Source organism: Mycolicibacterium sp. XJ1819, from assembly GCF_053483675.1.
In genome coordinates this window covers 216208-236984 of record NZ_JBEFST010000005.1, presented here as the reverse complement: position 1 = coordinate 236984, position 20777 = coordinate 216208, and the positions used below count along the sequence as shown (strand labels likewise).

Here is a 20777-nt window from a genome sequence, read left to right as displayed (position 1 = left end):
ATCCTCGTACGGTTCTGGGCCGTCAAACCGTACCCAGGTGAGCGCTCGCGCAGGATCAGGTCCGTGTGCGCGCCGAGGCCACCAGTTGGGTGAGCCCGAAGTCGCAGTCGGCGGGCAGCGCGTCCAGCGGCCACCAGCGCAGGTCCAGCGACTCCTCGCTGCAGGAGATCCGGGCGTCCGGCGGGGCGTGGGCGATGAACTGCATGTCGAGATGGCGGGTCGGCAGGCCCAGCGAGCAGGTGACCGGATGCACGTGCAGGGCGGCCATCGCCGGGTCGATGCGCAACCCGTCGACGCCGGACTCCTCGGTGGCCTCCCGGCGCGCGGCGCCGAGGATGTCGGTGTCGGTGGGCTCGCAGTGGCCGCCGAGTTGCAGCCAGCGGCCGATGCGGGGGTGCAGGGTCAGCAGCACGTGGGTTCCGGTGTGGTCGAGCACCAGTGCCGACGCGGTGACATGGCCGGGCACACAGTCGCGCAGACACCCGTCGGGCCGCGCTGCCAGAAACGACAGCACCGCGTGCCGCAGCGCATCCTGGGCGGGATCGGGTGCGCGCCAGTCGGTCAGCGTCTCGACGGCCGAGGCGTGCAGGCTCACTTGCGCACCAGCAGGCCGTCGGTCGGCACCGGATCGCGCGGGCCGGCAGGTCCGGAGCTCTCGTCGGGATAGCCGATCGCGATGGCGCCCAACGGCTCCCAGTCATCGGGTAGCGCCAGTTCGTCGCGCACCAGAGCGGCCGCGAAGATCGTGGACCCGATCCAGCAACTGCCGACACCGCGCACCGCCAGCCCGACCAGCAGGGCCTGGACCGCGGCGCCGACGGCGACGGTGAACATGGTGTGCTCGGCGGCGCTGCGGTCGGCATCGGGGTAGCTGTGCGCGCCGTCGGGGACCATGAACGGTATGACGACTTCGGGTGCGGCGTAGAGGATCTGCCCGCGGGCGACGCGGCGCTCGACGGCCTCGGCAGAGAGGCCGTCCGCATCGAGGTCGGCGCGCCACTTGTCCTTCATCCTGCCCAATAGTCGAACCCGTCTCGTGGCGTCCTGCAGCCAGACGAAGCGCACCGGGCGAGTGTGGTGGGGCGCGGGCGCGGTCAGCGCCTCGGCGACCGCCGCCTCGATCAGTTCGGGTGCGACGGGTTCGGCGCCGAACGCGCGCACTGAGCGGCGCAGCAACTGGGCCTGGCTGCGTCCGAGTGCGATCGCCTCCTCGGTGCCCAGCCAGAACAGATCCTCCGCACCGCTGCGAAGCAGCGAGCGCGCATTGGATCCGTTGTCCGGCAACACAAGCCCGCGCAGGACGGCGACGGGAATGTCGGTCAGCTTGCCCTTCACCAGATCGGCCGCGGCGGCGATCTCGTCGGCGACCGCGATTTCGGTCACCACCAATTCGTTGCCGTGCCGGTCGTGCGCCCCGCCGTAACCGTGTAACACCGTCAGTCCGGCCGCCCCGATCGCGACATCGGTCTGGCCGGTTCGCCATGCCCGGCCCATGGTGTCGGTGATCACCACTCCCACGTCGACGCCGAGTCGGTCGCGCAGTCCGGACCGCAGCGCGGCCGCGCTGGCGTCGGGATCAACCGGCAGCAGCGCCAACTCGGTGGCGCCGACGTTCGAGCCGTCCACCCCCGCGGCGGCCTGCACGAGGCCGAACTTGTTCTCGGTGATCAGGGTGCGCCCCTTGCGGGCAAGCACTCTCACGGCCTCAGCGTCGATCAGCCTGCGGCGCAGTGCATCTCGCTCGTCGGGATCGGCAGGTGCCTCGACAATGCGGCCCTCGCACTTGGACACCACCTTGCTGGTGATCACCACGACGTCGTGATCGCGCAGCCAGGGTGCGGCCGTCGCGATGGCCGCGGTGAGGTCGTCGCCGGGGCGGAACTCGGGCAGTCCCGGTACGGGCAGCACCTCGACGGCCGACGCGGATCCGTGCTCGGTCATTTCTGGGGGTCAATCTTGAGGCCCGCGAGATCCAGTCCGGCGCACACCATCTCGGCGGTGGTGGCCGGATCGGTCATCAACAGCGGCACCGACCGCACCTCGACACCCTCGATGTCGGCGGCATCGCCCTCGTGCACGAGCCAGCCGTCGAGGATGCCGACTCCCGAGCGGGCGCCGAGGTATTCACCGACCGCCTCCGAGGTGCTGGCCACCCCGATCACCGAAAGGCATTCATCGGCCATCCCGCGCAACGGCTTTCCGGCGATGATCGGGGAGTAGCCGATGACCCGGGCGGTGGTCGAGCGCAGGGCGGCGCGCAGGCCGCCGATCGCGAGGATGGCCCCGATGCTGACCACGGGGTTGGACGGCGCGAGCAGTACCACGTCGGCCGTCTCGATGGCCTCGACGACGCCGGGGCCCGCGGTGGCCTGGTCCGCGCCGACGTGGGCGAAGCTGTGGGTGGGCACCTTCGCGCGATGGCGCACCCACCATTCCTGGAAGTGGATGGCGCGCTTCTCGCCGTCGTCCGGGTCGGTGATCACCACATGGGTTTCGCAGCGGTCGTCGCTGGCGGGCAGCAATCGCGCGCCGGGTGACCACCGTCGGCACAGCGCCTCGGTCACTTGCGACAGCGGATATCCCGCGCGCAGCATCTGGCTGCGCACCAGGTGGGTCGCCAGGTCGCGGTCGCCGAGGCCGAACCAGTCCGGTTGCACGCCGTAGGCGGCAAGCTCCTCCTTGGCGTGCCAGGTCTCGTTTCGGTGACCCCAGCCCCGTTCCGGATCGATGCCGCCGCCCAGCGTGTACATGCAGGTGTCGAGGTCCGGGCAGATGCGCAGACCGAACATCCACGCGTCGTCGCCGACGTTGACGATCGCGGTCACCTCGTGCTCGGTGTCCGGACTTTCGGGTCGGCCAAATTGGCCGAGCCCCAACAGGTGCTGCACGCCGAGCAGAAAGCGGGCACCGCCCACACCGCCGGCCAGAACCGTGACCTTCACAGTCACCGACACTAGGCCCGCCGGGTGCGAATCGAACCATCAGGCCGGCGGTGTGACCGACACGCCGAGGCGACGACGCGCCGAATTCGGTCACGGAATGGTATGAAATCCTGTTCCAGCGCTTGACCCGGGCAGCTAACGCGTGTCTAATCACACCAGTGTCATTTCCTGGTCGGACGGCCGGTTCCGGTGGCGCAGACCGTGATTCGATCACATGTTCGAATCGAGATGGCCGGCAGTTGGCAGAGAGCGGGACACCGTTCAGGGGAACTACGACCAGGTGAGGAGGCGGAACATGTCTTACGAACAGGCCGATTTCGACCGTTCGGCGAGGTTCGAGAACCGAGTTCTCGGCTCCGTAGGCAGTTCACCGCATACCCATACCGGACCGACGAACGGGTTGACTGGGCGTCCTCAATTGAGTGTGGTGCCCGATCCCCCCGACAGAGTCGACGTCGCGCCGGCGATGCTCCAGCCCACCGACGAGGAGTGGCAGGAGCGCGCCCTGTGCGCACAGACCGATCCCGAGGCCTTCTTCCCGGAGAAGGGTGGCTCGACCCGCGAAGCCAAGCGCATCTGCATGGGCTGCGAGGTGCGCGACGCGTGCCTGGACTACGCGCTCGCCCATGACGAACGCTTCGGTATCTGGGGCGGGCTGTCCGAGCGGGAACGCCGTCGCCTCAAGCGCGGCATCATCTGACGAGGGCCTTACTGGTCGTCGATCGTGGGGTCGATGACGGACGGTTCGACGCCCAGATAAGTGGCGACTTGGGCCACCAGGATCTCGTGCAATAGTTCCTCGAGTTCGATGGTGTCTTTCGCGCGTCGCTCGATCGGCTTGCGAAACAGCAGAATTCGCGCCCTCGTCGCATTACCCCGGACGTCGACACCGGCGGGAATCAGCCGGGCCAGCGCGATCGGGCCGTCGGCGATGACCTCGGGCGGCCACTGCACACTGTCGGGATCCCGTGGCGACAGGCGTGGGATCTCGTCGACGGCTACGTCGAGCCCCGACAGCCGGTCATGCCAGCGGCGCTCGATCGGCTCGTAGGCCTCCAGAACCGCCATGTCGAACCGTTCGGCGCGACTGCGCCAACCCGGCGCCGTCGGCGGAAGCAGCGGTCCACGCATATCGCGGCCGCGACGTGATCGCCGGAATCCAGACTGGGTCACCGTCGTCGGTGCTCCTCTCCGAAGGCCCCGAGAGGCCTCGAAAGGCCCCGAACGGCACTGTGAAAACGCGCCGCTTGGACCAGGATCGTAACGGTTGGAGATCGGCGCCCCGGTGGCTGCGCGTGTCCGGCAGCTTGTGTCGTGGGTCCACGATAGATTCTCGGGCGTGAACGTTCCCCGTCGCTGCTGCAGGCCCGGGTGCCCCCATTACGCGGTCGCGACGTTGACATTTGTCTACTCCGACTCGACGGCCGTCGTCGGCCCGCTGGCCACCGTCGCCGAGCCGCACTCGTGGGACCTCTGTGTCAAGCACGCCGGCCGCATCACCGCGCCGCGCGGTTGGGAACTCGTGCGGCACGCGGGCCCACTGCCGTCGCACCCCGACGAGGACGATCTGGTGGCGCTGGCCGATGCGGTGCGTGAGGGCCGTGACGTCTCTCCGCCGATGGGGTTCTGCGATCCGGCCACCGGTGCGCACGGCGGCACGCTGGTGGCGCCGCCGCCCTCACGCAAACCGGGGTCCAGCGGTCGTCGACGGGGCCACCTGCGGGTGTTGCCGGACCCGAGTGACTGACCACGCCCAAACCGGTGTCTCGGTCCGACTGGCCGCCATGTAATAGCCGCGCGACGGTTAGGCTGGCGCCAACAGTCGACCCCGCAAGGAGATCTTTGTGATGCGCTCTTCGCGCAAGCGCTCATCGCAGTCACGGCCCGCCGCGGCTGTCCACCGCGTCATCAAGGCATATGACGTGCGCGGATTGGTCGGCGAGGAAATCGATGAGCAGTTCGTCGCCGACGTCGGCGCCGCGTTCGCCCGCCTGATGCGTGACGAGAACGCCACCCGGGTCGTCATCGGCCGGGACATGCGGGCCAGCTCGCCCGCGCTGGCCGACGCGTTCGCCGAGGGGGTGACGGCCCAGGGCCTCGACGTGGTGCGGATCGGGCTCGCATCGACCGATCAGCTCTACTTCGCGTCGGGGCTGTTGGACTGCCCCGGCGCGATGTTCACCGCCAGCCACAACCCGGCGGCCTACAACGGCATCAAGCTGTGTCGCGCCGGCGCCAAGCCCGTCGGCAGCGACACCGGGCTGGCCCGGATCAGTGCGGACGTCATCGCCGGTGTCCCGGTGTCGGGCGCCTCGCGTGGCACGATCACCGACCGCGACGTGCTGGCCGACTACGGTGAGTTCCTCCGCTCGCTGGTCGAGGTCACCGACCTGCGGCCGATGACGGTCGCGGTGGACGCGGGCAACGGCATGGCCGGACACACCACGCCCGCGGTGCTCGAACCGATTCCGTCGGTCACTTTGGCGCCGCTGTACTTCGAGCTGGACGGGACGTTCCCCAACCACGAAGCCAATCCGCTGGACCCGGCCAACCTCGTCGACCTGCAGAAACATGTGGTCGAGACCGGCGCAGACATCGGTTTGGCGTTCGACGGCGACGCCGACCGCTGCTTCGTGGTCGACGAGAACGGCCGACCGGTGTCCCCGTCGGCGGTGACGGCGTTGGTCGCCGGCCGCGAACTCGGCCGTGAGATCGGCGCGACCGTGATCCACAACCTGATCACCTCGCGGGCGGTGCCGGAGTTGGTCATCGAGCGCGGTGGCACCCCGGTGCGGTCGCGGGTGGGCCATTCCTACATCAAGGCGCTGATGGCCGAGACGGGCGCGATCTTCGGTGGCGAGCACTCCGCGCACTACTACTTCCGCGACTTCTGGGGCGCCGACTCCGGCATGCTGGCGGCGTTGTATGTGCTGGTCGCGCTCGGCGAGCAGGATCGGCCGCTGTCGGAAGTGATGGCCGACTACGAACGCTACGAAGCCTCCGGCGAGGTCAACTTCACCGTCGTCGACGCCGAATCCTGCGTGGACGACGTGCTCAAGGCGTTCGTGTCACAGATCCAGTCCATCGATCACCTCGACGGGGTGACCGTCGACCTCGGCGAGGGCAGCTGGTTCAACCTGCGCATGTCCAACACCGAGCCGCTGCTGCGGCTCAACGTCGAGGCCCGCACGGTCGAGGAGGTCGACGAGATCGTCGCGAAGATCTCCGAGACCATCCGCGCCAGGACCGCCGTGCCCACGGAGGCGACCAGGTGAACGCCACCCTCCTCGATCTCGACGACGTCGACGGGCTGCTCGCCGCCGATCGCGACGGCCTGCTGCGCGCGGCGTCGATGGCCGGTGCGCAGGTGCGTGCCACCGCGGCGGCCCTCGACGAGGGGGTCCTGGAACCGCTGCGGGTCGACCAGCCGCCGCGCACGGTGATCTGGGTGGCCGGTCGCGGCAACGCCGAGACGGCAGGCGCGGTGCTGGCGGCCGCGCTCGGCGGTTCGGTGGCGGCGCCGATCGTGCCCGCCGCGGAGGTGCCGCCGTGGACGGGCGCCCTCGACGTGCTGATCATCGCCGGTGACGACCCGGGTGATCCCGCCTTGGTGGCGGCCGCCGCCACCGGGGTGCGCCGCGGCGCCCGCGTCGTGGTGGTGGCGCCCCACGAGGGTCCGCTGCGCGACGCGACCGCGGGCCGGTCGGTGACGTTGGCGCCACGGGTGTGGGTGCCCGATGACTTCGGACTGGCGCGTTATCTGGCGGCGGGCCTGGCGGTGCTGCACGTCGTCGACCCGCGCCTGCGGGTCGATCTGGCGGCGCTGGCCGACGAACTGGACGCCGAGGCGTTTCGCAACAGCGCCGCACACGAGTCGTTCACCAACCCGGCCAAGACACTCGCCGACCGGATTTCCGGGCGGGAGGTGGTGCTGGCCGGTGACAACGCAGGGACACTGGCGATGGCCCGGCACGCCGCGGCGATCCTGCTGCGGGTCGCGCACAAGCCCGTCGCCGCGGTCGGCCTTGCGGACGCGTTGGTCGCGCTGCGCGGCGGGATGAACGGTGGTTCGGCGGCCGATCGGGAGCGGTCGATCTTTCACGACGAGCACATCGACGGCCCGTTGCCCGCCCGCGTGCGCACCTTCGTGCTGACCACCGACGCCGAGCGTGCGGTGGTGCTCGCGCGGGTCAACGGACTCGACGACGTCGACGTGATGACCGCCGAGGATGTGCCCGAGGTCGTCGACACCGGGGATGTTCCGGCCGGTGCGCCCGTCGACCCGGGGCCGGAACAACCGCACCGGCAACTGGCGCTACTGGCCGTACGGTTGGAGATGGCGGCCGTCTATCTGAAATTAATTCGAGGTTAGATAAGTGCACCTGCTACGCGGCGCGGTGCGGACCTATGCGTGGGGTTCGCGGACTGCGATTGCCGAGTTCACCGGACGGTCAAGTCCCACACCGCATCCCGAGGCCGAACTATGGTTCGGAGCGCATCCCGGCGATCCGGCGTGGCTGCAGACCGACGACGGGGAGCTCTCCCTGCTCGACAGTCTGAGCCAGGATCCCGAGGGGCAGTTGGGCGCAGCGGTGTGCGCGCGCTTCGGCGACACCCTGCCGTTTCTGGTCAAGGTGCTGGCCGCAGGCGAACCGCTGTCGCTGCAGGCCCATCCGAGCGCCGAGCAGGCCAGGGAGGGCTTCGCGCGCGAGGAGCGGTTGGGCATCGGGATCAACGCGCCGACCCGCAATTACCGCGACAGCAGCCATAAGCCCGAATTGCTCGTCGCGCTAGGGGATTTCGAGGCGCTGGCCGGGTTTCAGCCCGCCGCGCGCAGTGTCGAGTTGATGCGGGCGCTGGCGGTCTCCGACCTCGACCCGTTCGTCAACCTGCTCGCAGGCCAGTCCGACGCCGACGGTCTGCGCGCGTTGTTCACCACCTGGATCACCGCCCCGCAACCCGATCTCGACGTGCTGGTGCCCGCGGTGATCGACGGTGCCATCCAGTATGTGCGTTCGGGCGAAACGGAATTCGCCGCCCACGCCAAGACGGTGCTCGAACTCGGCGAGCGGTACCCCGGCGACGCAGGCGTGCTGGCCTCGCTGCTGCTGAACCGGCTCAGCCTCAAGGCCGGCGACGCGATCTATCTGCCCGCCGGCAACCTGCACGCCTACCTGCACGGGGTGGGCGTCGAGGTGATGGCCAACTCCGACAACGTGCTGCGCGGCGGCCTGACCCCCAAGCACGTCGACGTGCCCGAGTTGCTGCGGGTGCTCGACTTCACCCCCGCCACCGACGAGATGATTCACCCCCGGATCACCCGTGACGGGATGGAACTGGTGTACCGGACACCGGCGTCGGAGTTCGCGGTGTCGGTGGTGTGCATCGACGGCGAGCACCTCGGCCACGAGGTCGACGCGCCGAGTCGCCACGACGGCCCGCAGATCCTGTTGTGCACGGAGGGTTCGGTGACCGTGCACGCCAAGTCCAGCACGGTGACGCTGGAACGTGGGGCGGCGGCGTGGGTGGCTGCCGACGACGGGCCCATCCGCCTGGTCGCCGAGAACCCGACCAAACTGTTCCGTGCGACGGTGGGAATCTAGCGCGTCGCGCGGTCGCGCATGAACGCGATCACCACCGCCTCGGCGCGGCCGTACTGCATCGCGTCGACCCATAAGGTGTGCTGCACCGGACCTCGGGCGCGGGCGCGCCGTCCACCGACGACGGCGACGTAGCCGCCGATATCCGCCTCGGCCAACAGTCCCAGAACCGTTGTGGTGTCAGCGGAGTCGAGGTCGGCGAGCAGCGTCCAGGTGGTGGCCCACACGGCGTTGTCCTGTCCGCCCGGCGGCAACCAGTACGGAATCCCGCGTGCGGCGAGGTCCTCGAGCGACCGGATCACCGAACTCATGGTTCACCGGAAACCAGATCCGATGCGGGCTCCGACGACCGCGCCGGGCGCCTGGCGGCCCGCCACAGCCGCAGGTTGTGCCGCACGGCGCGGCCGATCAAGCGGGCTGACGGCACCATGTAGAGGCTGTCGAGCAGGCTGAACCGGCGCAGGAACCATTCGGCCAGAACGGGATCGGTCTCGGCGGCGCCGAGGAACTGGTCGAACAGCGCGCCGACGGGTTTGTACCACCACGGCGTCGGGCCGGTGGCCCCGTGCATGGTCAGGTCACCGATCGCGTTCATCGTCCAGACCGGATAGGTCGACTTCGCCGTCGCCTGGTTGAACGCCGCGGCAGGGTCGGTGCCGTCGACCGCGAGCGCCCGCTGCAGATGACCGGCCTGAAGTGACGTCATCGTCATGCCCTGGCCGAAGGTGGGGTTGAAGCTGACGACGGCGTCGCCGAACGGGACGATGCCGCCGGGGAAGCGGGCGAGCTTGTCGTAGCGGCGCCAGCGGCTGGTCGGGTACTTGTGAAATGCCGTGTCGGTCAACGGGGTTCCGCGCCGCAGCGCCGCCGCGACATGCGCAGGCACGATCTGCTCGGCCAGATCGCACATCCCGGCGAAGTCGTGCGGCGGCTCGACCTTGCCGACGCCGAAGGTGGTGACGTTCCAGATGCCGTCCTCGTAGAACAACATGCCCAGCCCGCGCGGCTGGTCCAGGGACGCGCCCGCCACCACCACCTTCTCGGTCAGCAGTCCGTCGGGGATCTGCACGCGCAGGCTGGCATAGCCGATACCGACCTCGACGGTGTCCTCGCGGGGACGCTCGTATCCCCACTTCTGCAGCCACGCGGGCAGCCGGGTGCCGCGTCCCGTCGCGTCGACGACGAAATCGGCGCACACCGTCGCGCCGTCGTCGAGCTGCACCCCGGTCACCCGCCGCCGCGTGGCGTCGTGCACCGGCTCGCCGACTCCGCGGTGCACGATTTCGACGTTGTCGATGGCCCGCACCCGCCGGCGGATTTGCCACTCCAGTTGCGGGCGGCTGGGCACGTAGGCGGTGAACTGGCGCTGTAGCCGGTGGGCGGTGCCCAGCACGTGTCCCGCCGCGCCGAAATAGATGCAGTCGGGCCGGTTCTCCAGTATCGGCACCCCATCGGCGACCATGTCGTCGAGCAGGCCGGGGAAGTGCCGCTCGAACTCCTCGGCGCCGCGGGCCATCAGCAGGTGCACATGTCTGCCCTGCGGCACCGCGGGGCGCTGAGCGGGGTGGTTCGGCAGGTCGTCGCGCTCGTAGACGGTCACGCGCTCACTGACATCGGAAAGCACTCGGGCCGCGCACAAGCCGGCGAGGCTCGCCCCGATGACGATCGAGTGTTCATAACTCCGCCCCACCGGGTGCACAGTACTCGGTACATTGCCGTCACGGGAGCGGTCACGCACCCTACGGGAGGACATGCCATGGCCCGGCGGACCAAGTCGGTCGAACAGTCGATCGCCGACACCGACGAACCGGATACCCGACTGCGGAAAGACCTGACCTGGTGGGATCTCACGGTCTTCGGTGTCTCGGTGGTGATCGGCGCGGGGATCTTCACGATCACGGCGTCCACGGCCGGCAACATCACCGGCCCGGCGATCTCGATCTCGTTCGTGATCGCCGCGACCGCGTGCGGGCTGGCCGCGCTGTGTTACGCCGAATTCGCCTCGACGGTGCCGGTGGCCGGCAGCGCATACACGTTCTCCTACGCGACGTTCGGTGAGTTCGTCGCCTGGGTGATCGGGTGGGATCTGATCCTGGAGTTCGCCGTCGCGGCGGCGGTGGTGGCCAAGGGCTGGTCGAGTTATCTGGGCACCGTGTTCGACTTCGGCGGAGGAATCGCGGAAGTCGCTGGTCTGCAACTGGATTGGGGGGCGCTGCTGATCATCGCGTTCGTGACGGCGATCCTGGCGTTGGGCACCAAACTGTCCGCCGGGGTGAGCCTGGCGATCACGGCGATCAAGGTCTCGGTGGTGCTGCTGGTGGTGGTGGTGGGCGCGTTCTACATCAAGACGCAGAACTACACACCGTTCATTCCGCCCGCCGAATCCGGCGAGGGAGGTACCGGCACCGAGCAGTCGCTGTTCTCGTTGCTGACCGGCGCCGAGGGCAGCCACTACGGCTGGTACGGACTGTTGGCCGGCGCGTCGATCGTGTTCTTCGCGTTCATCGGGTTCGACATCATCGCCACCACCGCCGAGGAGACCAAGAACCCGCAACGCGATGTGTCCCGCGGCATCATCGCCTCGTTGGTGATCGTCACGGTGCTCTACGTCGCGGTCGCGGTCGTGCTGTCGGGGATGGTCAGCTACACCGAGTTGCGTGATGCGGGCGAAGACGCCAACCTCGCGACGGCGTTCGCGGCCAACGGGGTGACCTGGGCCGCCAAGATCATCTCGATCGGCGCGCTGGCCGGGCTCACCACCGTGGTGATCGTGCTGGTGCTCGGCCAGACCCGGGTGCTGTTCGCGATGGCGCGGGACGGACTGCTGCCGCGGTCGCTGGCCAGGACCGGATCGCGAGGCACGCCGGTGCGCATCACGCTGCTCGTCGGCGGGCTGGTCGCGGTGACCGCGACGGTGTTCCCGATGGGCAATCTCGAGGAGATGGTCAACATCGGCACCCTGTTCGCGTTCGTGTTGGTCTCGGCGGGGGTGCTCGTATTGCGTCGCTCGCGGCCCGACCTCGAGCGCGGGTTCCGAGCCCCGGGGGTGCCGTGGCTGCCGGTCGCGTCGATCGTGGCGTGCGGGTGGCTGATGCTCAACCTGACGGCCCTGACCTGGATCCGGTTCTTGACCTGGATGGCGATCGGCGTGGTCGTCTACTTCCTGTACGGCCGCCGCCACTCGGTACTGGGGCGTCGCGAATCCGGGGTGATGTCGGCGAACTGAGCGCAGAGCCGCTTTACAAAATATGCCTCCGCGTCTAGACAGGCGACAAGTCATGCCTTAGAGTCAAGTGATCGCAGTCACCAGAGGAGGCATGCAGTGACCACGCAGACGTCTGAACCCGAGACCGCCCAGTGGCGTGACAGGAAGCGCTACCTGTGGCTGATGGGACTGATCGCTCCCACCGCGCTGTTCGTGATGCTGCCGCTGGTGTGGGCGTTCAACCAGTGGGGCTGGCACGCCGCCGCGCAGGTGCCGTTCTGGATCGGCCCGATCCTGCTCTACGTCCTGCTGCCCGCGCTCGACCTGAAGTTCGGCCCGGACGGGCAGAACCCGCCCGAGGAGGCCATGGAGCGGCTGGAGAACGACAGGTACTACCGGTACTGCACCTACGTCTACATCCCGTTCCAGTACGCCAGCGTGGTGTTCGGCGCCTACCTGTTCACCGCGTCGGACCTGAGCTGGCTCGGCTTCGACGGCGCACTGGGCTGGCCCGCCAAGATCGGTCTGGCCCTGTCGGTCGGCGTGCTCGGCGGCGTGGGCATCAACACCGCCCACGAGATGGGGCACAAGAAGGCCTCGCTGGAGCGGTGGCTGGCCAAGATCACCCTGGCCCAGACCTGCTACGGGCACTTCTACATCGAGCACAACCGCGGCCACCACGTCCGCGTCGCCACTCCCGAGGATCCCGCGTCCGCCCGCTTCGGCGAGACCTTCTGGGAGTTCCTGCCGCGCAGCGTGTGGGGCGGCCTGAAGTCGGCATGGGAGCTGGAGGCCAAGCGGCTGCAGCGGGCGGGTAAGAGCAAGTGGCATCCGTCCAACGACGTGCTCAACGCGTGGGCGATGTCGGTGCTGCTCTACGGCACGCTGATCGCGGTGTTCGGGTGGGCGCTGGTGCCCTACATCGTCATCTCGGCGGTGTTCGGGTTCAAGCTGCTGGAGACGGTCAACTACCTGGAGCACTACGGGCTGCTGCGGCAGAAACTCGACAGTGGCCGCTACGAGCGCTGCACGCCGGAGCACAGCTGGAACTCCGACCACATCGTCACCAACCTGTTCCTGTACCACCTGCAGCGGCACAGCGATCACCACGCCAACCCGACGCGGCGGTACCAGACGCTGCGCAGCATGGATGGCGCGCCGAACCTGCCCAGCGGCTACGCGTCGATGATCGCGCTGACCTACTTCCCGCCGCTGTGGCGCAAGGTGATGGACCACCGGGTGATCGAGCACTACGACGGCGACATCGACCGGGTCAACGTGCATCCGCGGGTCCGCGACAAGGTGCTCGCCACCTATGGTGGGAGCACAGCATGAGCATCTACCGGTGTCCCGGCTGTGGATATGTCTACGACGAGACGAAAGGCGCTCCACGGGAGGGCTTTCCCGCGGGCACGCCGTTCGACGAGATACCCGACGACTGGTGCTGCCCGGACTGTGCGGTGCGGGAGAAGGTCGACTTCGAAAGGACACCGAGATGACCGACTACAGACAGTTCGTCTGCTTGCAGTGCGGTTTCGAGTACGACGAGGCCAAGGGCTGGCCCGAGGACGGCATCGCCCCGGGCACCCGCTGGGACGACATTCCCGATGACTGGAGTTGCCCCGACTGCGGCGCCGCCAAGTCCGACTTCGAGATGGTCGAGGTGGCCCGTTCGTGACGGTGGCCGGCGCCGCGGTGAGCGCTAGGGTCGCGCGTGTGAACACCCCGCGGGTGCCGCAGCGCATTCCCTACGCCGAGGCGTCGCGCACGTTGCTGCGGGACTCGATCCTCGACGGCATGCGTGATCTGCTGGCCACCCGCGACTGGTCTGCGATCACGCTGTCGCATGTCGCCGAGGCCGCGGGCATCAGCCGCCAGACCATCTACAACGAGTTCGGCTCGCGGCAGGGCCTGGCGCAGGCCTATGCGCTTCGCCTCGCCGACCGCCTGGTGGACCGGATCCACGGCGCGATCGAGGCCAACACCGGCGACATCTACGCGGCGTTTCTGCAGGGTTTCCGCGACTTCTTCACCGAATCGGCCGCCGACCCGTTGGTCATCTCGCTGCTGACCGGCGAGGTCAAGCCCGACCTGCTGCAGTTGATCACCACCGACAGTGGGGCCATTCTGACCCACTGCTCAGCGCGGTTGACGGCGATCTTCGCCGACAGCTGGCTGCGGTGCTCCGATCAGGACGCCGGAATCCTGGCCCGCGCGATCGTGCGGCTGGCGATGAGCTACATCTCGATGCCGCCAGAGGCAGATCACGACGTCGCCGCGGACTTGGCTAGGCTGCTAACGCCGGCGGCCGAACACTACGGTGCGATCGCCACCGATTAGCAACGTTGCTGCCGGGCTGACTACCCTGTCCGCAGGCTTGACAACTGCGCGCACCGCGAGCAACCCCCCGAGGAAGAAGAACATCATGACGACGACTGAGCAGCGGATGACCGTTGACGTCCGCAACGGCATCGACTACAAGGTGGCCGACCTGTCCCTGGCCGAATACGGCCGCAACGAGATCCGGCTGGCCGAGCACGAGATGCCGGGCCTGATGGAGCTGCGCCGCGAGTACCACGACGTGCAGCCGCTCAAGGGCGCGCGGATCTCGGGTTCGCTGCACATGACCGTGCAGACCGCGGTGCTCATCGAGACGCTGACGGCCCTCGGTGCTGAAGTTCGATGGGCGAGCTGCAACATTTTCTCCACCCAGGACCACGCCGCGGCGGCCGTCGTCGTGGGTCCGCACGGCACCGTGGAGGAGCCCAAGGGCACCCCGGTGTTCGCCTGGAAGGGTGAGACGCTCGAGGAGTACTGGTGGGCCGCCGAGCAGATGCTCACCTGGCCGGATGAGCCCGCCAACATGATCCTCGACGACGGCGGCGACGCCACCATGATGGTGCTGCGCGGCGCGCAGTACGAGAAGCAGGGCGTGGTGCCGCCCGCCGAGGACGACGACTCCGCCGAGTGGAAGGTCTTCCTGTCGGTGCTGCGGCAGCGTTTCGAGACCGACAAGACCAAGTGGACCAAGATCGCAGAGTCGGTCAAGGGGGTCACCGAGGAGACCACCACCGGTGTGCTGCGGCTGTACCAGTTCGAGGCTGCCGGTGAGTTGCCGTTCCCGGCGATCAACGTCAACGACTCGGTGACCAAGTCCAAGTTCGACAACAAGTACGGCACCCGGCACTCGCTGATCGACGGCATCAACCGCGGTACCGACGTGCTGATCGGCGGCAAGAAGGCGCTGATCTGCGGCTACGGCGACGTCGGCAAGGGCTGCGCGGAATCGCTTGCCGGGCAGGGTGCGCGGGTCGCGGTCACCGAGATCGACCCGATCAACGCACTGCAGGCGCTGATGGACGGGTTCGACGTGGTGACCGTCGAGCAGGGCATCGGCGAGGCCGACATCGTGATCACCTCGACGGGCAACAAGGACATCATCACCCTCGAGCACATGCGGGCGATGAAGGACCAGGCGATCCTGGGCAACATCGGCCACTTCGACAACGAGATCGACATGGCCGCGCTGGAGCGCTCGGGTGCCAAGCGGCTCACCATCAAGCCGCAGGTCGACCAGTGGACCTTCGACGACGGCAAGTCGATCATCGTGCTGAGCGAGGGACGGCTGCTCAACCTGGGCAACGCGACCGGGCACCCGTCGTTCGTGATGAGCAACAGCTTCTCCAACCAGGTGATCGCCCAGATCGAGCTGTGGACCAAGAACGACGAGTACGACAACGCGGTGTACCGGCTGGCCAAGCACCTCGACGAGAAGGTCGCCAAGATCCACGTCGAGGCGCTGGGCGGCACGCTGACCAAGCTCACCAAGGAGCAGGCGGAGTACATCGGCGTCGACGTCGAGGGCCCGTACAAGCCCGAGCACTACCGCTACTGAGTGGCGGCGCGCCGAATCCGGTCGGCATCCCAACCGCGGCGTTAGTCTCGTAGGCAGCTACGCGCTGCGAGCCGAAGCCCCGAGGTAGGAGGCGCATGAGCACACCCGGACCGGACCGGTCGGTGGTGGCCCGCGGGCTGTTCACCGGTGTCAGCGCGCAGGTCCCCGACGAGCTGTACGTGCAGGTCCGGGGTAGGGGATTGACCGAGCGCACCGCACTCACCCTCGAGAAGGGTGCGCGGGCTTCGACGAACACCTACTTCGGGCGCCTGCCGGTCAGTTACTTCCAGCGGTGGACGCGGGTGACCGAGTTCGCGCTCAAGCTGGCCTACGACGCCGTCGGCCCGGCCCGTGTGTTGCTGCGTGGCTGCGACTCCCACGGTGTGGAACGCACGATCGCGGCCGCCGACCTCGACGGCGCCGGGGTCGTGACGTTGACCGCCGCGCTCGACGAATACGTCGACGGCGGCGCGATCTGGATGGACTGCAAGGCATCCGGCGGTCAGCTCAAGATCACCGACCTGCAGTGGACGGTGGCCGCACCGCGGCAGCCCCGGCCCGCGGTGATCGCGATGACGACGTTCAACCGGGCGGATGCATGCGTCGCCGCGCTGGCCGCGATCGCCGCCGACAAGGGGCTGCTCAGCGGCATCTCCGCGGTGTACCTCGTCGACCAGGGCACCGACCTGATCACCACCCGACCGCTGTTCAACGACGTCGCAACACATCTCGGCGACAAGCTGATCTATCTGCGTCAGCCGAACCTCGGCGGCAGCGGCGGCTTCACCCGCGGCATGTACGAGGCGCTGCGCAACGACGCCGATCCCAACGTCATCCTGATGGACGACGACATCCTTTGCGAACCCGAAACGCTGTTGCGACTCAACGCGTTTGCGAACCTGACCGCCAAACCCGCGATCGTGGGCGCGCAGATGCTGTTTCTGAGGAACACCCGCAGACTGCACATCCAGGCCGAACGCGCCGACATGGAGCGGCTGAGCGCTTCGCAGATGGTGCCCTACGGCATGCGCGACACCGACATGGTCAAGGAGCAGCAGAACAAGCGGGTGGACGCCCAATACAACGCCTGGTGGTCGTGCCTGATCCCGGCCGAAGTGATCGCGTCCGTCGGGCTTCCGCTGCCGATGTTCTTCACCTGGGACGACATCGAATACTCCGTGCGCGCAGGCGCGGTCGGCTTCCCGACGGTCTCGCTGCCCAACGCCGGGGTATGGCACGCGGAATTCCACCTCAAGGACCGCGACGACATCAAGGGTTACTTCGGCATCCGCAACGCGATGATCACCTACGCGCTGCACAACGAGATGAACCTGGTGAAGACCACCTGGTGGCTGTCGCGCAAGATCCTGGAGAACCTGGTGTCGATGCAGTACGGCCTGGGCTACACGATGATTCGCGGTGTCGAGGACTTCCTGGCCGGTCCCTCGGTGCTGCGCGACGGCGGCGTCACCGCGTTGGCCGCGATCCGCGAGGACCGTTCGCGCTACGCGGAAACAAAGGTGCATCCGGCCGTTGAAATCACAGACATGACAGGCACATTGGTGAACATCGCGCCGCCGCACCGGCGGGTGAAGCGCGACCGGTTGCGCTTTGTGCTGCACAACCGGCTGCTGCGCCAGTGGTTCGGCTGGACCAAGGGCGGGCCCGTCGCGGTCCCGGCGGAGAGCAACGTCTGGTGGCATGTCGGGATGTACGACTACGCGGTCGTCACCGACGCGTCGCAGACCGGCGTGCGGGTGCGGCGCAGGGACAAGGCGAACCTGACGCGGCTGACCTGGCGACTGGTCTTGGTCCTGTACCGGTTCGCCACGCAGGCCACCGCCGCCCAGACACGTTGGCGCGAAGCGCTTCCCGAGCTGTCCAGCCGGGAGAACTGGGAGCGGTTGTTCGGCGACTCGGCCGGGCGTTAACGCAGCCGGAACAGCATTTCACCGGCCCGCGGTACCACCAGGGTGTCGGGGTCGGCCTCATAAGCCGCCACGTCGACCGAAGCCGGGTCGAGATAGCCCAGATTGGCTGCGTGGCAGACGTCCTCGGGAATCATCGTGGCCAGCGTGACCCGCACCCGCAGGCGTTCCTGCCCGGTGCCGGCGTCGTAGCTGCCCGCCCCCCGCAGATGTGTCGAGTGGGCGAGCACGCCCCACGGCACCGACTCGAACCTGTCCCAATGTTCGACGAAGTAGTCGCGGCAGTGGTAGCCGATGTCGTAGATCTCCGGATGGGAGGCGCTCAACTCGCTGACATGCGGGGCGTAGAGGATGACCTCGCCGTCGTCGGCGACCACGGGTTCCACCTTGTAGAAGCCCTTGGCCGCGGTCCAGATGTCGTCGTACATCGGCGGGACGATCGAAAACACCCGGGGCACCGGTTCATCCAGATAGGTGACGTGAGTGGCCGCGCACACCTGGGCCGCCGACGCCCACGACGCCCTGGTGTCACCGAACGACAGTGAGTGCAGGCCGCTGGTGCGCACCGGTGAGGTCACCGCCGCGCCGACCGCGCCGTCGGTCGCGCCGTCGGCGGTTTCGGCGGCCACCACGCACAACGCCAACTTCTCGCCAGGAATCAGCGCGGCACCGTCGTCGATCAGCGCGCGCACCGGTGTGATGCCGGTGGTGCCGATGATCTCCGCCGAGGTGATCAACGCGCCCAGCCAGTGCGAGACGTCGATGATCCGCTGGCCGCCAACGCCGGGGAAGAAGTACTTGTTGCCGCCGGAGATCCCGACCACCTCGTGGGGCAGCACCGGCCCGACCACCACGGCGACGTCGTGGTCGACGACGGCCCGGTTGAGCAGCACCGGCACGTCCAGGCTCATCCGGCCCTCGGACAGTTCGGCGATGCGCGCGGCGGAGATGGTGCCGAGGTCGACGAAGGTCTGCGGCTTCCACCATTCGTGGTTGACCACCGCGGTGCCCGGATACGTCTGTTCGAGGCGGCCGGGCGAGTAGCCGAGATGGGCGGCCAGCGCCTCTTCGCTCATCTCGGCGTGGGTGCCCAGCGCGATCAGCACCGTCAGCCGGCTCACCCGACCGTGCAGCGTGCCGTGCACGGCACGCAACAGAAGCGGCAGCGGACACGTGCGCGTTGCGTCCGGCACCAGCAGGCAGACGCTGCGCCCGTCGAACGGGTAGGCGCCGAACTGCTCGTGGATGAACCCGGCGACCTCGTCCTCGCTGAGAACGGTTGTCGCGTCGCCGATCCGTGCGGCGGAGTCGGCCAGCCCGGGCGGTACCTCACCGATCAGCGTCATGGGTCGATCCTTCTGCCCGCTCGACGCGTTGGCAAGACGGGTCGGCACGGCGCGTCGCACAATCGTGCGGTGACCGGAAACGAGGTCCGGCGACTGGACCGGCAGCGCGACGGCAGGCCGGCGGCACCGGTGCGCATCGCCCACCTGGGCCCCGGCCATTTCTTTCGGGCGCACCAGGCCTGGTTCACCGAGCACGCCCCCGACCGCGCGGACTGGGGCATCGCGGCGTTCGCCGGGCGCTCCGGCGCGGCCCGCATCCTTGCCGCGTGGGTGTGCCACCTGCGCGGGTCGGGCGCCCCGGTGCGCGACGTGGCGGCCGGGCAGTTCACCACCCTGGCCGCCGGTGATCTGGACGATGCGGTGGCCAGGGTGCTGGTCGGGCTCGGCGTCGACGACGTCGGCCTGCGCGACGAGGTCGCGATGCTGGCGCGCGAACTGGGCGGCGCGAACTAGAGTTCTCAACATGGTGTTCCCCGACGACTTCGGCGACGACCAGCCGCGGGTCGACCGGGTCACCGCGCAGCTCGCCGGCGTGGGCCGGCTGGGCGTCGCGTTCTCGGGCGGAGTGGACTCCGCGACGCTACTCGCCCTGGCCATCCGCGCGCTGGGGCCCGCGCGGGTGCTCGCGATCATCGGGGTCTCGGCCAGCCTCGCCGCCGACGAGCGGACCGCGGCCCACGACGTCGCCCGCTTCCTCGGTGCCTCGGTGGCCGAGATCGTCACCCACGAAGGAGAGCGGCCCGCCTACCGCGCCAACGGCCCGGACCGCTGCTTTCACTGCAAGGACGAGTTGTTTGCCCGGATCGGCAGCGAGGTGTGCACACAGTATCGGCTCGACGCGGTGGCCTACGGGGAGAACGCCGACGACGTCGCGCGCCCGGACCGTCCCGGTGCGCGCGCGGCGATCGAGCATCGCGTGCTTCGGCCGCTGGCCGACGCCGGTCTGGACAAGGCGGCGGTGCGTCGCATCGCGCGGGCGATGGCGCTGCCGTGTGCGGACAAGCCCGCGGCGCCGTGTCTGGCGTCGCGGATTCCCCACCACGAGCCGGTGACCCCCGAGAAGCTGGCGCAGGTCGAGACCGCCGAACGGGCGCTGAGGTCGCTCGGGTTCACCGACTGCCGGGTGCGCCATCACGGCGAGATCGCCCGGGTGGAGTTGCCGGTAGACGACATCGCCCGCGCCACAGGCGATCTGCGCACCCAGGTGTGCCAGGCCGTCACGTCCGCGGGCTTTCGGTTCGCCACCGTCGACCTGAGCGGAATTCAATCGGGCGCTTTCACCCTTCCGCTGGTGGCCGTGCGCGGTGACTGAGCCCGAGATCGAGTTGGACCTCGACCGTACGCACAGACGCGGCTATCCAGAGGCCGTGCTGTGCGAGGGGAAGACCCCCGCGCAGGTGGCGTCGATCGCGGCGGCGCTACACGCGCACGCGGCCAGGGCGCTGTTCACTCGCGCCACCGCCGAACACGCCCGCGCGGTGCTGGGCGAGTTGCCGGACGCCTTCTACGCCGAGGATTGCGGGCTGCTGGCCTGGCCCGCGGACCCGCCGGCGCCGACCGGCGGCCTGGTGCTGGTGGTGGCCGCGGGCACCTCGGATCACCCGGTCGCGCGCGAGGCGCTGCTGACCGCACACCATCTGGGCCGGCGCGCCGAGCTGATCATGGACGTCGGCGAAGGTGATCGTGGTGGTGGCGGGCATGGACGGGGCGCTACCGGCCGTGGTCGCCGGGCTGGCGGCGCTGCTGGGCATGCTGAACAGCTGCGCGCCCGGTGTCGGCGTGGTCAACATCGACAATGGCTACGGTGCAGGGCATTTAGCGGCCCAGATTGCCGCACCTGGCTGAGACCCGATTGCGATTT

At 68.7% G+C, this 20777-nt stretch carries 21 protein-coding genes and 1 pseudogene; 15 read left to right on the top strand and 7 right to left on the bottom strand.

All coding sequences use genetic code 11. From position 1 onward, the window contains the following. Window positions 1-55: 55 nt before the first annotated feature. The 3 genes from ABQE89_RS07635 to cofD are packed head-to-tail and all read right to left on the bottom strand — an operon-like array spanning window position 56 to window position 2942. Window positions 56-595, bottom strand: coding sequence for an NUDIX hydrolase (locus tag ABQE89_RS07635; protein ID WP_448415684.1), 540 nt, complete (start codon window positions 593-595; stop codon window positions 56-58). Further along, window positions 592-1941: a coenzyme F420-0:L-glutamate ligase gene (locus ABQE89_RS07630; RefSeq protein WP_448415683.1), complete on the bottom strand. Its 1350-nt coding sequence runs from the start codon at window positions 1939-1941 to the stop codon at window positions 592-594. Before ABQE89_RS07630 ends, ABQE89_RS07635 begins: the two co-directional genes overlap by 4 nt. Next, window positions 1938-2942 (bottom strand): 2-phospho-L-lactate transferase, encoded by a 1005-nt coding sequence (cofD, locus tag ABQE89_RS07625; RefSeq protein WP_448415682.1) that lies wholly within the window; start codon window positions 2940-2942, stop codon window positions 1938-1940. The genes ABQE89_RS07630 and cofD overlap by 4 nt, the downstream gene beginning before the upstream one ends. 466 nt (window positions 2943-3408) lie before the next feature. Here cofD and ABQE89_RS07620 point away from each other — a divergent pair, with 466 nt between their 5' ends. After that, entirely contained in the window at window positions 3409-3642 is a 234-nt protein-coding gene (locus ABQE89_RS07620) for a WhiB family transcriptional regulator (RefSeq protein WP_448415711.1), read from the top strand. An 8-nt stretch (window positions 3643-3650) separates the two neighbouring features. Here ABQE89_RS07620 and ABQE89_RS07615 read toward each other — a convergent pair whose 3' ends face one another. Next, complete coding sequence (locus tag ABQE89_RS07615) at window positions 3651-4073, bottom strand: metallopeptidase family protein (protein ID WP_448415710.1); 423 nt, start codon at window positions 4071-4073, stop codon at window positions 3651-3653. A 208-nt stretch (window positions 4074-4281) separates the two neighbouring features. Here ABQE89_RS07615 and ABQE89_RS07610 point away from each other — a divergent pair, with 208 nt between their 5' ends. From ABQE89_RS07610 to manA, 4 genes are all read left to right on the top strand, one after another. Then, complete coding sequence (locus tag ABQE89_RS07610; protein WP_448415681.1) at window positions 4282-4689, top strand: DUF3499 domain-containing protein; 408 nt, start codon at window positions 4282-4284, stop codon at window positions 4687-4689. A 100-nt stretch (window positions 4690-4789) separates the two neighbouring features. Next, window positions 4790-6217, top strand: a complete 1428-nt coding sequence (locus ABQE89_RS07605; protein ID WP_448415680.1) for a phosphomannomutase/phosphoglucomutase — start codon at window positions 4790-4792, stop codon at window positions 6215-6217. Further along, on the top strand, window positions 6214-7314 hold the full coding sequence (locus ABQE89_RS07600; RefSeq protein WP_448415679.1) for a TobH protein: 1101 nt from the start codon (window positions 6214-6216) through the stop codon (window positions 7312-7314). The genes ABQE89_RS07605 and ABQE89_RS07600 overlap by 4 nt, the downstream gene beginning before the upstream one ends. A gap of 4 nt (window positions 7315-7318) precedes the next feature. Further along, on the top strand, window positions 7319-8545 hold the full coding sequence (gene manA / locus ABQE89_RS07595; RefSeq protein WP_448415678.1) for a mannose-6-phosphate isomerase, class I: 1227 nt from the start codon (window positions 7319-7321) through the stop codon (window positions 8543-8545). On the opposite strand, the gene ABQE89_RS07590 is transcribed toward manA, so the two are convergent. Both ABQE89_RS07590 and ABQE89_RS07585 read right to left on the bottom strand, forming a co-directional pair. Continuing rightward, window positions 8542-8853, bottom strand: coding sequence for a hypothetical protein (locus tag ABQE89_RS07590; RefSeq protein WP_448415677.1), 312 nt, complete (start codon window positions 8851-8853; stop codon window positions 8542-8544). The two genes, manA and ABQE89_RS07590, sit on opposite strands and share 4 nt — an antisense overlap. Continuing rightward, window positions 8850-10232, bottom strand: a complete 1383-nt coding sequence (locus ABQE89_RS07585) for an FAD-dependent oxidoreductase (protein WP_448415676.1) — start codon at window positions 10230-10232, stop codon at window positions 8850-8852. Before ABQE89_RS07585 ends, ABQE89_RS07590 begins: the two co-directional genes overlap by 4 nt. A gap of 66 nt (window positions 10233-10298) precedes the next feature. Here ABQE89_RS07585 and ABQE89_RS07580 point away from each other — a divergent pair, with 66 nt between their 5' ends. From ABQE89_RS07580 to ABQE89_RS07550, 7 genes are all read left to right on the top strand, one after another. Continuing rightward, window positions 10299-11768 carry an amino acid permease gene (locus ABQE89_RS07580; RefSeq protein WP_448415675.1) on the top strand — a complete coding sequence of 490 codons (1470 nt, stop codon included), beginning with the start codon at window positions 10299-10301 and terminating at the stop codon, window positions 11766-11768. A 162-nt stretch (window positions 11769-11930) separates the two neighbouring features. Then, window positions 11931-13082: an alkane 1-monooxygenase gene (locus ABQE89_RS07575; RefSeq protein ID WP_448415709.1), complete on the top strand. Its 1152-nt coding sequence runs from the start codon at window positions 11931-11933 to the stop codon at window positions 13080-13082. Beyond that, window positions 13079-13246, top strand: a complete 168-nt coding sequence (locus ABQE89_RS07570) for a rubredoxin (RefSeq protein ID WP_448415674.1) — start codon at window positions 13079-13081, stop codon at window positions 13244-13246. Before ABQE89_RS07575 ends, ABQE89_RS07570 begins: the two co-directional genes overlap by 4 nt. Next, window positions 13243-13425, top strand: coding sequence for a rubredoxin (locus ABQE89_RS07565; RefSeq protein ID WP_448415673.1), 183 nt, complete (start codon window positions 13243-13245; stop codon window positions 13423-13425). Before ABQE89_RS07570 ends, ABQE89_RS07565 begins: the two co-directional genes overlap by 4 nt. Window positions 13426-13442: 17 nt before the next feature. Further along, window positions 13443-14087, top strand: a complete 645-nt coding sequence (gene alkX / locus ABQE89_RS07560; protein ID WP_448415708.1) for a TetR family transcriptional regulator AlkX — start codon at window positions 13443-13445, stop codon at window positions 14085-14087. A gap of 85 nt (window positions 14088-14172) precedes the next feature. Further along, a complete protein-coding gene (gene ahcY, locus ABQE89_RS07555; RefSeq protein WP_448415672.1) occupies window positions 14173-15642 on the top strand; it encodes an adenosylhomocysteinase in 1470 nt (489 codons plus the stop codon). A gap of 95 nt (window positions 15643-15737) precedes the next feature. After that, window positions 15738-17573 (top strand): glycosyltransferase, encoded by a 1836-nt coding sequence (locus tag ABQE89_RS07550; protein WP_448415671.1) that lies wholly within the window; start codon window positions 15738-15740, stop codon window positions 17571-17573. Here ABQE89_RS07550 and ABQE89_RS07545 read toward each other — a convergent pair. Continuing rightward, window positions 17570-18916: a lactate racemase domain-containing protein gene (locus tag ABQE89_RS07545; RefSeq protein ID WP_448415670.1), complete on the bottom strand. Its 1347-nt coding sequence runs from the start codon at window positions 18914-18916 to the stop codon at window positions 17570-17572. The two genes, ABQE89_RS07550 and ABQE89_RS07545, sit on opposite strands and share 4 nt — an antisense overlap. A 69-nt stretch (window positions 18917-18985) precedes the next feature. On the opposite strand from ABQE89_RS07545, the gene ABQE89_RS07540 reads away from it, so the two are divergent. From ABQE89_RS07540 to ABQE89_RS07530, 3 genes and pseudogenes are all read left to right on the top strand, one after another. After that, window positions 18986-19369, top strand: a complete 384-nt coding sequence (locus ABQE89_RS07540; RefSeq protein WP_448415669.1) for a hypothetical protein — start codon at window positions 18986-18988, stop codon at window positions 19367-19369. Window positions 19370-19379: 10 nt separating this feature from the next. Next, window positions 19380-20228 (top strand): ATP-dependent sacrificial sulfur transferase LarE, encoded by an 849-nt coding sequence (larE, locus tag ABQE89_RS07535; protein WP_448415668.1) that lies wholly within the window; start codon window positions 19380-19382, stop codon window positions 20226-20228. Then, window positions 20221-20761, top strand: a pseudogene (locus ABQE89_RS07530) (nickel pincer cofactor biosynthesis protein LarB). Before larE ends, ABQE89_RS07530 begins: the two are co-directional and overlap by 8 nt. The last annotated feature ends 16 nt before the right edge of the window (window positions 20762-20777 follow it).